Genomic DNA, 13,132 nt, shown 5'->3' with positions numbered 1-13,132 from the left:
CGCGGGCGCCGGGGTGACGGGCTCGTCGTCGCAGACTGCGCCTCGGCCTGGTCCCAGCAGGTGATCGGGGCGCTCTCGACGCCGCCGCACGGGTCGAACCCGATACCGGGCTCGGCCGTGTCCTGGGTGAAACACGTTTACCAGGAGCGATGTCACTGCCCAGGCTGAAGTCTGAGTCGATACCGAGGTTCAGGTCCGCGGCGGAGAAGTCCTGAGCGCTGTCGCTGGTGACCCGATAGGCGAATTCGGACTTCCCGCTACCGGTCAGGTCGCCGCGAATGCTGGCCGCGGCCACTGGAAACCCACTTCCGGCAGCCCGTCGCGCGTCCACAAATCGTTCAGTGAGCCGGACCAACTTCGACGCCTTCCTGACCACGCACGTCAATTGAAGCCCCGATAGGCCCCGGTTGCGTCGACGGCATCAGCGAACTCGGCGAAGTCCATGTTGCCGATGGACAGGTTGGCCGAGACGTCGGCGAAGAACGCCACCGGAACCCGGAAGGTACGGCCGGGCTCACCGTCCAGGTCGACGGCAAGAAGCGGAAACTCGTCATCCCCCAGCGTCGTCGAGTCGGCGACGAACAGGTAGAACACCCGGTCGTCGAGGTCGGCGCCCGTATCCAGTTCGACAAGGCGCTGAGTTGTCACACCGTCGAATCCGATGTCGCTGACAAACGTGGCCATCCGATCATCCCCGGAACCGCTCAACGTCTCCTGACAAGCTTCCCAGCGAACCTCGTCCCCGAAGTCCACACGAAGCACCAACGAGGTCAGGTCCTCAGGCCCAGGCAACAGCAGCACAGAAGAATCATCCCAGGCCCGGAGACCGATGAACCTGGCAGACCGATCAACGTGGCAGGTCCTCGACAGCCGGCAGGCCCAGAACACCGACGAAGCGAGCCGTCTTCATTTCAGCGAAAAGATCAGCATCGTCGAGGTAGGCAATCAGCTCGGCCGGATGGTAGACGACCTCGGTGAAGTCGCTGTCATGGATGTCCAGCCGTATCCAGGATCCCGGCAGATCAGACAGTGGCGGCGAGCAGGGGTAGCAGGCGGTCCCAGTGGTGTTGCAGGCCGGCGGGGCTGAAGGCTTCGGTGTCGGGCATGGTGAAACCGTGAACGGTGCCGGGATAGATCTCTGACGTGTGGATGACACCGGCGGCGCTCAGCGTCTCGTTCAGGCGGGCCAGGTCGGCTGGGGTTATGTCGCTCTCGGCGTGACCGAAATGGATCGGGGCGGTCAGCTTTGCCAGGGTGTCGGGGCCGTCGGCGGCCACCGGGGCGTGGAAAGCCGCTACCGCGGCCACCCGGGCGGGGTAGGCCGCGGCGGTGCGGACCGCCAGGAGGCCGCCGATGCAGTAGCCGGTCACCGCGATCGGGCCGCTGTCGGTCTCCGGCTGGGTGGTGAGGAAGTCCAGGTAGGCGTCGGCGTCGCTCACGGTCCGTTCGGCGGTGTGTGCCCTGATCATGGGCATCAGCTCGGTGAAGATCGCGTCCCGGGCGTCGTCGCCGATGAACTCGGGAAGCTCTACCACCGGAGTCGGGCCGTGGCGGTAGAACACGTTGGGTACGAGCACGTAGTAACCGTGTCCGGCCAGTTCGGCAGCCATCTGGCGTAACACGGGACGGATGCCGAAACCGTCCGGGTACATCAGCACCGCCGGATACCGTCGGCCGTCGTCAGGGACGGCCACGAACGCGTCTGCCCGGCCGTACGCGGTAATCATGTGCACTGTCCTGGTCTGCAAGATCTTCTCCCGTCAGAACAACCGCCAGAACAGTATCCGGCCTGCTCGATGGCTGCACGGACCCGGCGGTCGTGCACGCGGTCCGGGCCGGATGGCGGTGGTCAGTGGAACTCGGGTGCGGGCGTCCATCGGCATGCAGTGATGGTTCAGCCGGGGCGGTCAGTGTGCAGGCAGGCAACACCCGTACCGGAAAATTGGGGGCGAAGTGGTGTCTGTCGACGATCTGCGCATCCAGCTGCACGAGTCGGTACAGGCGTGTCTCGTCACGGTGCTGGCGGCGGCCGGTCAGCAGGCCGAGGCCCTGGCCACGTTCCGGGCGGTGCGCGGGCTGCTGGTCGAAGAGCTGGGCATCGACCCCGGGCCGGCGTTGCGGGAGGCGCACCGGCGGATCCTGTCTCCCTGGTCAGATGCGGTCGATCGTGTAGTGCAGGGTGAGGAACGGGAGGCCGTACAAAGCGAAGGCGTGCTCCGCGCGTAACCGGCCGGTGTCGGTGTGGACGTCGAGCCGCTCGGTGAAACCGTGCACTGCCAGGGTGGTCAGGTCGCGGGTCTCCGGGTCGATGGCGGTCAGGTAGTGGCCGGGGTGGGCCAGGTCGCTGGTGCTGGTGAGCACGAGGCCACCACCGGGGCGGGGCAGCGGCAGCAGGGTGGCGGTGAAACTGCCCCGCGGCACCGGGAAGCCGACACTGACATAACCACGGTCGTCGTGCCGGTACGTGGTGTAGATGCCGACGTAGATCGGTTCGTCGTTGTCGGCGAACGAGCGGATCCATCCCCGTACGCCAACCAGCTCTTGATCTTCAAGGGTGATGGTGTCGATGCGGCTGCGGACACCGCGCAGGGTCTCACGCTGGTTCATCGGCACGTTGGCCTGGCCGAGCGGGCGCGCCACCAGGTTGCGGTAGAGCAGGTAGCCGGGGCGGACCCAGAGCCGCCACTCGGGGACGATGGTCAGCTTGAAACGGCTGGTGTGCTCGTAGAACTCGCGCACCAGGGGGTCGACGCCGGCCGGGTCGAACTGCGGGCCGGCCAGCTCGTCGAGGGACGCGACGATGCCCTCGTCCTCGGCGTCGGCCTGGTATCTGCCGCCCAGGACGTCGGCGAGTTCGCGGACGAAGCCGGTGCCCACCCGGTTGGTGCGTGCCTCCAGCGGGACCACGAAGGGCAGATCGTCGGCCTGGGCGCGTTCGGCCAGCAGGCTCACCTGGGGGTCTCGGAAGAGCAGGGCGGACACCACCCGGAATCCGACCACTGCGGTGGCGGCTACCACGGCGGGGTTCGCGTTTCTCGGGGCGAGCAATCCGGCGGCGGCTCCTACCACCGGGCCCAGCAGCACCTTCTGTGGGCGTAGGCCGAGGGCGCCGGCCAGTGCGCCGGCGGCGATTCCTACCGGCAGCGGTGGGCTGTTCCTCACCAGGCCGCCGCCGATCGCCGCGGCGGCACCGCTCATCGCCACCCGCGACCACCAGGCCGGGATCTCGCCGGGGCGCTGCCTGGCGCGGGCCACTGCCTCGGTGCCGGCCAGGACAGCTGCGCCCACTGCGGCGCCCCGTGCGCTTCTGGACAGGGCGGCTCCGGCCAGTGCACCGATCGCCGCGGAGAGGGCGATTCCTCCAACTCGGATGTTCACCCCGTACTTTCTACACTGTGGTGTGGGTCAGCCAGGCCCAGCGGATCTCGGGAACCAGGAACGGCGGGCCGTCGGGCCGGTGGTTCCAGACGTCGCCGGACCAGCCCGAGGGTTCGAGCGCCTTCAACTGGTCGACGGCCGCCGGGAGGCTGGTGAGATCGGCGTTGAACTCCAGGTATGCGGGGATCTTCCAGTAGACGCCTGACTCCCTGACGTGGACCGCGCCGTAACCGGCGAGGCTGCGGACAAGGGCCGCGGCGAGGTCGGCGCTCCGATCCACCGAGCTTTCGGCGAACAGGCGCAGATGCATCAGTTCCGGCGTATCCACCACAGCAGGATGCCGCAATGATCATCCGCCGTGCGAGCATTCCGCCGTGAACACCGATCAGTGCTGGGAGATCATCGAGGCCGCAAGAGCCGACGTGAACCTCGACGGAGACACCGGCTCCTTGGACGATCTTCTGGGTGACGCGCTCATCGCGCGGCTGACCCGGTTGAGCCTTCCCGAGATCGTCGCGTTCGAGGTTCGTTTCGCACGCCTACGGGGCCGCGTCGCCGACCTGGACGGTATCCATCGGGTGTGCCGTCTGCTGACGACCGGAGTGGGCGACGATGGTTTCACCGACTTCTGCGCGGGCCTGGTGGGGCTGGGCCGGCACTGGTACGACCTGGTCGTCGCCGACCCCGACAACCTGGCAGACCATCCCGCGGTACGACGGATGGCTGCCGGAGCACTCCACGAGTACGCCCTGCTGGCCGAGGACTTCCAGTACGCCGCTTACCGGGCCTACGAGCAACTGACCGGATCAGAGGACGAACTGTGGCAGGAGACCGACCGCATGTGGGAGCTGCTGCCCGACGACCGCGACCCGGCCCCGGCATCGGCGGACGTGCGGTTACCACGCCTGGAGACCTTGTTCACGGAGGGGAACGCGGCACCATCTTGATTACATGATTACACCGTCTATGGTGGAGGTATGACGGTCGAGTACATCCGGTATCGGATCCCTGGCGACACGACGGCCTTCGAGGACGCCTATCGGCGGGCGGCACGGTTCCTGGCCGAGGCGCCGCAGTGTGCCGACTTCGAGTTGAGCCGGTGCACCGAGGAACCCTCCGCCTACATTCTGCGCATCACCTGGACCTCACCGGAAGACCACCTGAAGGGGTTCCGGACCGGCGACCTCTTCCCCGGCTTCCTCGCCGAGATCCGCCCGTACATCGAGGCGATCGAGGAGATGCGCCACTACGAGCCGACAACCGTCCGCGGCACTGGAAGAGCCACTCCTTCGCTGTACGAGTGGGCCGGCGGCGCGGAAGCGTTCGAGAATCTGACCAGCCGTTTCTACGAGAAGGTTCTCGTCGACGACGTGATCGGCCCGCTGTTCGCCCACATGGATCCCGGGCACCCCCGCTATGTCGCGATGTGGCTGTCCGAGGTGTTCGGCGGACCGTCGCGTTACACCGACGAACGCGGCGGCTACCCCCACATGCTGGGCCAGCACCTGGGCAGGTCCATCACCGAGCCGCAACGCCGCCGCTGGGTGAGCCTGCTGATGGACGCCGCCGACGAGGTGGGACTGCCGGACGACCCGGAGTTCCGGGCCGCGTTCGCCGGTTACATCGAGTGGGGAACCCGCCTGGCCCTGGCCAACTCCCAGCCCGGAGCCACCCCACCCCACCAGGCGCCGGTCCCCCACTGGGGCTGGGGTGTGGCACCGCCGTACCAGGGCTGAGCCATCATTCCTCAGCGGGACCGTCCAGGGCGACCCCGTACAACCGGGTGACCTGCAGTGTGATGACGACGCGGCCCTCCTTGGCCATCTGGTCCAGGTAGAGGGTCGCCTCGGGCTGGTCGCCGGCCATCTCCAGCAGCTCCCGGCCGGTTGCGTCGCCGGAGCGTCGGCTCGGTTCGGACACCGTCGCCCTGCCCTCGGCGACCATGTACGAGAGGACGTCGTCGCCCTGGACGTGCAGCGTGGCCCGCGGATCGCGGCGCAGGTGCACCACCTTGATCCGGCCGTCCACCGAGGAGAACCGAAGGCGGCGCCGGCCGGCGTCCCACTGGTAGACCATCGACGCCAGGTGCGGATGCCCGTCACGTTTGACGGTGGCCAGCACCCCGAACTGCTGCCGCTCCAGGATCCGCAGCGCCTCCGCCTCGTCGAGCGGCCGTGCGCTGGGCCCCTGCCCCGGCCCGTACGCACTGTCAGCCATGGAATTCCCGCCTCTCCCGGTTAACGTCCGGTTGAGGATAATCTACAAACTTACTATTTGTGTGCCCGCAGGACGCTGAGGCTGTCCTCGTAGATGTGGAAACGGGTGATCAGGCCGGCCTCGACCGTCAGGTGCAGGGCGAACGCCGAGGTGTACGCCCTGCCGCCCCGGGTGGTCTGTGCGATCGTCCCGAGCACCACGGCGTCGGGGCCGTCGACCAGGATGCGGGTCACCTCGGTCGCGTTCAGCTCTGGGACGTGAAACTGCTCCAGGGTCCCGAAGTGGTCGGCCACGTCGGCCCGGCTGGATCGCGCCCGGATCCAGGGCACCGCCGGATGCCCCTCCGCGGGCCAGTCCAGCTGCCAGTCGATCGGTTCAGCGAACAGCTCCGCCGTCCGGTCGTGATCCCCCGCCGCCATGCGGCCCAGCAACTCACCAACGGTTTCCCGAGTCCCGACATCCATGCCGATGATCGTTCGGGACCACGCTCCGGAGGTCAACCCATATTCGGTCAACGGGAGAGGGTCCAGGTCACCTGGCCGTTGTCGTCCTGGACTGTTATGCCGGCGGCGGACAGGGCGGTGCGGAGTGCGTCGGCGGTGGCGTAGTCGTGGCGGCTGCGCAGGCCGGATCGTAGGTCCAGGAGGGGCTGCACCAGCGGGGCCAGCAACGCCGCCGGGTCGGTCAGGCCGGTGGTGGCAGTGCGGGACAGGCGGAGAATCAGGGTGCGCAGGACGGCTCGGGCCTGGTCGGCGCCGTCGTCCAGCTCGGTGTCGGTGCTCCAGGCGTGGACCGCCGACTCCAGGTCCAGGACCGCCCGGGCCATGCCGTCGGCGTCCCGGGCCGCCAGGGCCTCGTCGAAACGGCGCTCGCACGTCGCGGCCGTCTCCGAGACGGTGGGCGGGGTCTCCGGCGTCCCGGCCACGGGAGGGGGCGTTGATCGTACGGCCGCGCCTCGGTGTGCCAGGGCCCGCAACTCGGTGAGCGACAAAGCGGACCCGGACGGGAAGACGGTGTCGGCGCCGTGGCGGCGGACGGTGAGGGCGCCGCGGCCGGTGACCCGCACCTGCCCGGCGCCGGGGTCGATGTGGACGGCGGTGTGCTCGTCGACGCCGAGGACCGCCGCGTCGTCGGGCAGGTGCTGTTCCAGCAGGCGCAGGCGGCGTTCGCCGAGGTAGCAGAAGCGGGTGTCGTGGGTGCCGCCCTCGCGGTTGTCGTAGTGCGGGACGACGGCGACGGTCAGGTCCAGGTGGCGCAGCAGGTCGAGGCCGTCGGCCCAGTACGGGTCCGCGCCGGACTTGTAGATCTCGTAGACCGGCACGGTCCAGCGCCCGAGGGTGGCGGCGGCCGCCGAGGCGAACACGGTGTGACCGCGGCGCCGCCGGAACCGGTCGTGCAGCGCCTGGGCGACGGGGCTGCCGGTCCAGCGGCGTAGCGCGTAGGTAGGGCTGCCCGGGCCGCAGAACAACCAGTCGGCGGTACGCGTCATCGCCAGCGCCTGATCATTGTCGGTCTCCGGGGCCACGGTCACGTGCAGGCCGACGCTGCGGTCGAAGTATTGGCAGGCCTTCGCGGAGATGTCGGCGACGTTCTCCTGGAACGCGTACGGGGTTTCGATGAGCACCGCGGCGGGACGGCCCGGCAGTCCCGCGGCGACCGCCCGGTGGACGCTCACCATGGTGGGACTCGTCTCACCCGATCCCATGATTGTCAGCACGGAGCCGTCACCTCCAGGGGAGCATTTGTTGCCATGATCTGGCAATTGCAGCAGTATGGCGTTGTGGATCTCACTACCGATGGCTCGACAGTCGTCGAGGTGTTCCGTCTCGGAATGCGCGGCGCGCGCCTGACCTACCGGGTCAGTGAACACCGCCTGGACGGTGACGTCCATCCCGACGAGGTCGCCCGGCGACTGGCCGGTTCCGGTCAGGTGGACGTGCTGCATTCGACGTCGTGGCGGTTCGAGGCGGGCCGGATCGTGCTGACCTATGTGGCGCTGCCCGACCCGGATCCGCACGACGCCACCGACCTGGACCCGGCGACGGGGATCGTATCCGGTGACGATCCGTTGTCGCCCTCCCCCGCGCACGTGGAGCGGACGGCGGTGGCCGCGCACGCCTGCCGGCACCTGGCGTTCCTACGGCACACCGATCCGCTGGTGGCCGGGGCCGCGCTACGGCAGCCCCGGCTCTGGGCCCTGCTGGACGGCTTCCGGCCGACGGTCGCCGGCGCGCTGCGTTAGGGACGGCGGGGCCGGCGGTCGCAAGCGCTGACTACGTGAGGCGCTCGCCGGCCGTCACCGCCGCCTGCAGGCCGGCGACCAGCTCACGCAGGCTGGCGTCGAGGTCGGCCTGGTCGGCGGTCTCGGCGATGATCTGGTCGCGGACCTCGTCGACGTACGGCTGCCAGATCTCCCGGGCGAGCCGCGTGCACTCCGCGGCGACCTGCTGCCGCTGGTCGGCGGCGGCCCGGTCGTGGTTCAGGCGGGCGCCGTCGGCCCGCCGGTCGTCAACGACCTTCGCCAGGTAGACGGCGAGCGGCAGCACGGCCTCGGCGGTGCCGAGGTGTTCACCGAGGGCGGCGAGACGCTTCGCCGCGGCCGATTTTCCCCGGGTCACGTCGCCGGCGGCTTTCAGGACGCTGAGCATCATGGTGCCGACCGACTCGACATGCCCGGCGACGGCCGCGGGAGCGGTCTGTTCCCGGTTCTCCAGGGTGGTGACCAGGGCGGCGAACCCGGGCCAGGACGGCTGCGCCCGTTCCCGGTCACGGGTCTTGCGGATCGACTGCCGCAGCCGCTGCAGACGGGCCTCGTGCCTGCTGAACCAGGTGTCGAGCGTCTGCTGGATCTCGGCGCCGGGCTCCCGGGGACGGCGCATCACCTCGTCGACCAGTCCGTCCAGCGCGGCGTGCGCGGCCCGGTCCAGAGTGTCGAGTTCGCTCAGCCAGCCGTCCCGGCGCTCGGTTCCCCGGGCAGCGACGGCGGCCTGTGCGGTGTAGTCGGCCAACTGCCCGCGCAGCTCGGTCAACGTCCCGGCCAGTGCGGCCGCCCAGTAGCGCTGCCCGGCCGCGGCACGCCACCCGGGCAGCCCCGCCGGGGACACCGCCCGCACGGCATCGGTCAGCGCCTCCATCCCGTCCCAGGATCGGAAGGCGTCCCATGTCGTACGGTCGAGTCCGCTCTCCGGTCCTCCGGTCTGATAGGGGTCCTGGGCGACCACGAAGACCGGCACGTGCTCTCCGATGCCGAACAGTTCCCGCAGCTCACGTACCTTGTGATCGCGTAGTTCCCGGTAACCGTCGAGGTCGTACTCCGGATCGGCCCCGGCCTCGTCGAAGCGGGACACCACGAACCACAGCGCCCCGGCCGGCCAGTCCCGGGCGATCAGCTCGCGCAGCAGGTCCCGTTCGGCGGTCGCCAGCTGGGTGGTCAGCACCGCGACACCGATGTCGGTCAACCCGATCGCCGCCAGGGCCCGCCCGGTGTTGGTGCGGGCGCGCGGATCGGCCGCCCCGGCGGTGAACCCGGGCGTGTCCCTGACGACGCAGCCGCCGATCGCGGTGTCGTTGACGTCGAAGGTCTCGTGCCGGGCGCTGATCGTGAGCCAGCCGGGCACACTGCCGCCGGTGTCCACGATCAACCGCCGCAGCAGCGAACTCTTGCCGGTGTCGTACGCGCCGAAGAGCGTGACGACCGGCCGGTCCAGTGCCGCGAACGTGTCCCAGTCGTCGCCGTACCGCCCGGCCAGTGAGCCGCCCGGCAGCCGGCCCAGCCAGTTCCGTACCGCGTCGATGTCGACCACTGTCACTCGTTCCCCTTCATGAGGCCGCCCGTGATGTCGAGCCGGGCCGTCGTCGTGTCCATCCGCTGCCGCAGCGACGCGGCCCGTTCGAGGTGTTCGTCGAGCAGCGCCGTCAGCTCGCCGATGGTCTGCTGGAGATGCCCGACCGGGCCGGCGCGCACGATCTGCTCGACAAGCGGCTCGGTCGCCGCGTCGATGGCCCGTGCCGCCTCCTCCTGCTGAACCTTGTGCCGGGCGTCCCGGCGGGCGTCGGTGGCCATCGTGACCACGTCGGCGGCGGTCGCGATGGCCCCCAGCACCACCCCGGCGCGGGCGACGTTGGCGCCACCACGGACCGCGCCCCACGGCTGGAAGTTGTGGCCGAGCTGTTTGCCGATCGCGTACACCGCGTCCCGTGTGCCGAGCGCTCCGGCGATCTGCGCGGCGGCGCCCACGACGGTGCCGGTGCTCCCGGTCACGGTCTCGTGCCAGGCGCCGGCCCGGGCGGTGAACCCGGCGCTGAGTTCCGGCGCGACCTGGAACTCGGCGGCCCGCATCTCCCGCCCGATCGCCGCGACGTGGTCGCTGTGCCATTCGCCGAGTTTGCGGGCGGCGTCGGCCAGGTAGCGCTCCAGGTCGGCCTGGAACCGCGGTGTCGCCCACCACGCCCCGGCCAGCAGCTCCAGCTTCTTGGCGTCCTTGCGGCCGACCGTCGCGACCTCGGCCTTCGCCGTCACCGCGTGCCGGTTCACCACCCGCCGGGCGTCCTCCCGCAGCGAGTTCTCCAGCAGCTCGGCGTCGTTGACCGCGGACTGCAGGGTGGCGATCACCGGTTCGGCCCGGTCCAGGTCCGCCGCGTCGTCGTCCCGCTGCCGGGAGAGAGTGTCCCGGTGCCGGTCCAGGGCGGTGACCGCCGCGTCGAAAGCCGCCGTCCGCCGCCCACCGTCAAGATCCTTCACAACATCGAGGATTGCCGGTACGCCGTCCCAGCCCCGATTCCCGTCGAAGTCCGCGGACTCCGCCGTGGCAGCCGCACCGGCCAGCCCGAACGGGTCACCGGACAGGCAGTGGATCCGGTCGGTGCCGACGTCGATGCCCCGGGAGGCGAGAGCCGCCCGCAGTTCCTCGCGTTTGCGGTCCTGCAGGTTCAGGAACGCCTCCGGCTCGGTCCACGGGTCGACGCCGAGTTCGTCGCACCTGTTGATCAGGAACAGCATCCGGGTGCCCTTCGGACCCCGGGCCAGTTCCTCCAGTGCCGCGGTGTCGCCGATCAGCAGGTTGATGTGGACCACCACGAACACCAGTGCCGCCTCGGTGACCTGCTCGAACGCGGCACTGTCGTGGTCGGGGTCGCCGCTCTGCAGACCGGGGGTGTCGATCAGGTCCACACCGGCCAGCTCGTGCCGGGTGGCGACCGCGGTCGCGGCGGTGGCGCGGATGTCGAACGTGGTGGACGGCTGCCGTCCGCTGTCGACGAGGATCCGCCGGACCAGCGACGACTTGCCCGAGTTGTAGTCGCCGAGCACGGCGATGGCCGGGCGCGCCGCGGCGACCCGGTCGAAGGTGGTCACGACATCGGACAGCTCCGGGTCACGACCGGCCGCGGTCGCCAGGTCGTCACGCCACGTGTCGATGGTCGCCGCCGGTGGGCTGTTCCAGGAGTCGGTGATCGCCCGGGACAGGCGGGTGCGGTCCTGGTCGCGGCGGTCGGCGTAGAGGGCGTGGACGGCCGGGTCGATCGGGGCCGGGTGACGGACGGTGTCGTCGCCGGTGCCGTCCTCGCCGAGCAGGGCCTTCTCCCCCACCCGCTGCCGGGCCCGGGTCAGGACGTCGGCCGAGGCCGGGGCGGGGTCGATCGCGGCGGCGTAGGCCCGCAGAGCCTCGATCGAGCGTACGAGCAGATCGTGGTCGGTCCGCAGTTGAACGGCGTCGCGCAGCGACGCGGCGACCACGGGAGCCAGCACCGACCAGGCCGCCTGCCGGCTGGAGCCGACGATGGCGTCCTCGTAGCCGTCGAACGTGCGGTCCACGGCGTGATGACTGTCCGCGATCGCCTGCGCGCGGGCCTCACGGGCCAGGTCGGCCGACTTCTGGGTGATCTTCTTGCCGAAGTACTGCTGGACCTGCCCGGCGATCCCGATGCCGACGGCGGTCACCCCGATCGCCCAGCCGATCGGGTTCGACAGCACCGCGATGGCCACCAGAGGCACCGCGGCGGCGCTTGCACCGACCGCGATCCCGGTGCCCCGGACGATCCCGCCGGTGCGGCCGCCGCCCTCGTCACCGCGGACCGGCGCGCCGTGGGCCGCCGTCACCTCGCCGCCTGTCACACTGTCGTCGACCGCGGCCCGCAACTCGCGCTCCAGGAACGTCCGGCGGTCCGCCTCGATCGCCTTCATCGCCGCCGCCACCGCCCCGGTGTCGAAGACGGTGTCCCGGAACGTGGCCTCGTCGTACGCGATCTGCTTCTCGAACGCCGTCCGGATCAGCTCGTCGGCGGCGGCCATCGACTGCCGGCGGGCCGCCGACAGGTGCGAGGCGGCCAGGTGGCGGACGAACCGATCCAGGGTGCCGGCGACCGGCGAGGTGTACGGGCGGCCGCGCGCCTTCTCGGACTCCGCCAGGAGGTCAGTGTGTTCCGGATAGCCGACCACGGCGAACAGCGACTCGATGTCACGTTCCCGGGCCTCGGCCTCCTGCTCCAGGGCCTGTCGTGCCTCCTCCAGCTCGGCGATCGCCCGCTCGGCCCGGGACCTGATGTCGCCGCGCAACGCGGCCAGCCGCAGGTCGGCGCCACCCTCGGCGATCGCGGCGACGATCAGGCGCTCCAGGGTGCCGAAGTTCGACCAGTGGTCCAGATAGTCGGTACCGAAATCGTCGCGTTCCCGGTGGAACGCCTCCGGATTCGGGCCGTGGAACGGGGTGGCCGCCCGGGCCAGCAGCGCCCGGCGGCTGTGGATCGCGACGACCGGTGTGTGCGGCAGCCCGATCTGCGCGAGGTGGGTGCGGATGTTGTCGGTGTGCTGCCGGACCGCCTCGGCCAGGTGCGCGGTCTGCGGGGCGCGCGCCGGATGACGCCAGTGCGGGTTACGCACGTTGAGCACGGCGATCGCCGGTTTGCCGTGATCCCGGATCCAGGAGGCGATCTTCTCGAACTCCATCGCCTGCTGCGACTGGCTGTCGAAACAGAGCAGCACGATGTCGGCGATCGCCACGGCCTGCCGCGCCTTGGCCTCCAGGCCGTCGCGGCAGCCGGTGCGCCCCCAGCCGTTGATGCCTGGCGTGTCGTAGAGCCGGCAGTCCCGCCAGACGATCGGCTGCACCTCGGTGGTGAAGTCACTGGCCCCCCACGGCGACACGTACTCCCCGTCGAGGCGCCCGAAAACCGACAGCAAAGTGCTCTTCCCGACGCCGGTACGCCCGAAGAACGCAATGTTGAACGACCCGAGCGACTCCCGCTCCCGCTCCAGGTGCCGTTGCAGCTCGTCCTTGATCGGCCCGGTCAGGCGATCGGTCAGCTCATCCAGCCGGGCCAGTTCCGCCCGGCCCCGCTCGACAGCCTCCCGCACCGCATCCCCGAATGCCCCCGCCTCAGTCGACAATGCACCCAACTTCCCGCTCGCCCGGTGTCGCACTCCATACCCTTGTTTCCCGCCCAGCCCTTGTTCCCCGCCCAGCCCTTATTCCCCGCGAGTTCGGCACGGACACCGGTGACACGGGTACGCACCCGCCGACCCTAGCGGTGCCCTGACGCG

13 protein-coding genes are annotated in these 13,132 nt (G+C 70.2%); 4 read left to right on the top strand and 9 right to left on the bottom strand.

Annotated elements, in window-relative coordinates; all coding sequences use genetic code 11:
• Nucleotides 1-381 precede the first annotated feature (381 nt).
• Both Aco03nite_RS42570 and Aco03nite_RS42565 read right to left on the bottom strand, forming a co-directional pair.
• Nucleotides 382-762 carry a DUF6924 domain-containing protein gene (locus tag Aco03nite_RS42570; protein ID WP_373872678.1) on the bottom strand — a complete coding sequence of 127 codons (381 nt, stop codon included), beginning with the start codon at nt 760-762 and terminating at the stop codon, nt 382-384.
• A 260-nt stretch (nt 763-1,022) separates the two neighbouring features.
• The gene (locus Aco03nite_RS42565) at nt 1,023-1,727 is read right to left on the bottom strand and encodes a dienelactone hydrolase family protein (protein WP_239145899.1); all 705 of its coding nucleotides are present in this window, start codon (nt 1,725-1,727) and stop codon (nt 1,023-1,025) included.
• 229 nt (nt 1,728-1,956) lie between these two features.
• On the opposite strand from Aco03nite_RS42565, the gene Aco03nite_RS42560 reads away from it, so the two are divergent.
• Nucleotides 1,957-2,226, top strand: a complete 270-nt coding sequence (locus Aco03nite_RS42560) for an AfsR/SARP family transcriptional regulator (protein ID WP_239145898.1) — start codon at nt 1,957-1,959, stop codon at nt 2,224-2,226.
• Here Aco03nite_RS42560 and Aco03nite_RS42555 read toward each other — a convergent pair.
• Together Aco03nite_RS42555 and Aco03nite_RS42550 are read right to left on the bottom strand one after the other, a co-directional pair.
• Nucleotides 2,152-3,378, bottom strand: a complete 1,227-nt coding sequence (locus Aco03nite_RS42555; protein WP_203806925.1) for a hypothetical protein — start codon at nt 3,376-3,378, stop codon at nt 2,152-2,154. The two genes, Aco03nite_RS42560 and Aco03nite_RS42555, sit on opposite strands and share 75 nt — an antisense overlap.
• A 10-nt stretch (nt 3,379-3,388) precedes the next feature.
• Nucleotides 3,389-3,706 carry a hypothetical protein gene (locus Aco03nite_RS42550; RefSeq protein WP_203806923.1) on the bottom strand — a complete coding sequence of 106 codons (318 nt, stop codon included), beginning with the start codon at nt 3,704-3,706 and terminating at the stop codon, nt 3,389-3,391.
• A gap of 46 nt (nt 3,707-3,752) precedes the next feature.
• Here Aco03nite_RS42550 and Aco03nite_RS42545 point away from each other — a divergent pair, with 46 nt between their 5' ends.
• Together Aco03nite_RS42545 and Aco03nite_RS42540 are read left to right on the top strand one after the other, a co-directional pair.
• Nucleotides 3,753-4,325 (top strand): DUF4240 domain-containing protein, encoded by a 573-nt coding sequence (locus tag Aco03nite_RS42545; protein WP_203806921.1) that lies wholly within the window; start codon nt 3,753-3,755, stop codon nt 4,323-4,325.
• 30 nt (nt 4,326-4,355) lie between these two features.
• Nucleotides 4,356-5,114 carry a globin domain-containing protein gene (locus Aco03nite_RS42540; RefSeq protein WP_203806919.1) on the top strand — a complete coding sequence of 253 codons (759 nt, stop codon included), beginning with the start codon at nt 4,356-4,358 and terminating at the stop codon, nt 5,112-5,114.
• 4 nt (nt 5,115-5,118) lie between these two features.
• Here Aco03nite_RS42540 and Aco03nite_RS42535 read toward each other — a convergent pair whose 3' ends face one another.
• From Aco03nite_RS42535 to Aco03nite_RS42525, 3 genes are read right to left on the bottom strand one after another with little or no spacing between them, the layout of a single operon-like run.
• Nucleotides 5,119-5,595 (bottom strand): pyridoxamine 5'-phosphate oxidase family protein, encoded by a 477-nt coding sequence (locus tag Aco03nite_RS42535; RefSeq protein ID WP_203806917.1) that lies wholly within the window; start codon nt 5,593-5,595, stop codon nt 5,119-5,121.
• A gap of 53 nt (nt 5,596-5,648) precedes the next feature.
• Nucleotides 5,649-6,059: a nuclear transport factor 2 family protein gene (locus Aco03nite_RS42530; RefSeq protein WP_203806915.1), complete on the bottom strand. Its 411-nt coding sequence runs from the start codon at nt 6,057-6,059 to the stop codon at nt 5,649-5,651.
• A 47-nt stretch (nt 6,060-6,106) separates the two neighbouring features.
• Nucleotides 6,107-7,312 (bottom strand): CysS/YqeB C-terminal domain-containing protein, encoded by a 1,206-nt coding sequence (locus Aco03nite_RS42525; protein ID WP_203806913.1) that lies wholly within the window; start codon nt 7,310-7,312, stop codon nt 6,107-6,109.
• Nucleotides 7,313-7,375: 63 nt separating this feature from the next.
• On the opposite strand from Aco03nite_RS42525, the gene Aco03nite_RS42520 reads away from it, so the two are divergent.
• Nucleotides 7,376-7,837 carry a hypothetical protein gene (locus Aco03nite_RS42520; protein WP_203806911.1) on the top strand — a complete coding sequence of 154 codons (462 nt, stop codon included), beginning with the start codon at nt 7,376-7,378 and terminating at the stop codon, nt 7,835-7,837.
• Nucleotides 7,838-7,868: 31 nt separating this feature from the next.
• Here Aco03nite_RS42520 and Aco03nite_RS42515 read toward each other — a convergent pair whose 3' ends face one another.
• Nucleotides 7,869-9,404, bottom strand: a complete 1,536-nt coding sequence (locus Aco03nite_RS42515) for a P-loop NTPase family protein (protein ID WP_203806909.1) — start codon at nt 9,402-9,404, stop codon at nt 7,869-7,871.
• On the bottom strand, nt 9,401-12,946 hold the full coding sequence (locus tag Aco03nite_RS42510) for a GTPase (protein WP_203806907.1): 3,546 nt from the start codon (nt 12,944-12,946) through the stop codon (nt 9,401-9,403). The genes Aco03nite_RS42515 and Aco03nite_RS42510 overlap by 4 nt, the downstream gene beginning before the upstream one ends.
• Nucleotides 12,947-13,132: the final 186 nt, after the last annotated feature.

The organism is Actinoplanes couchii (genome assembly GCF_016862075.1).
Classification (GTDB): domain Bacteria; phylum Actinomycetota; class Actinomycetes; order Mycobacteriales; family Micromonosporaceae; genus Actinoplanes; species Actinoplanes couchii.
Note: the sequence above shows the minus strand (reverse complement) of the source record. Positions and strands in the feature narration are given on the sequence as shown.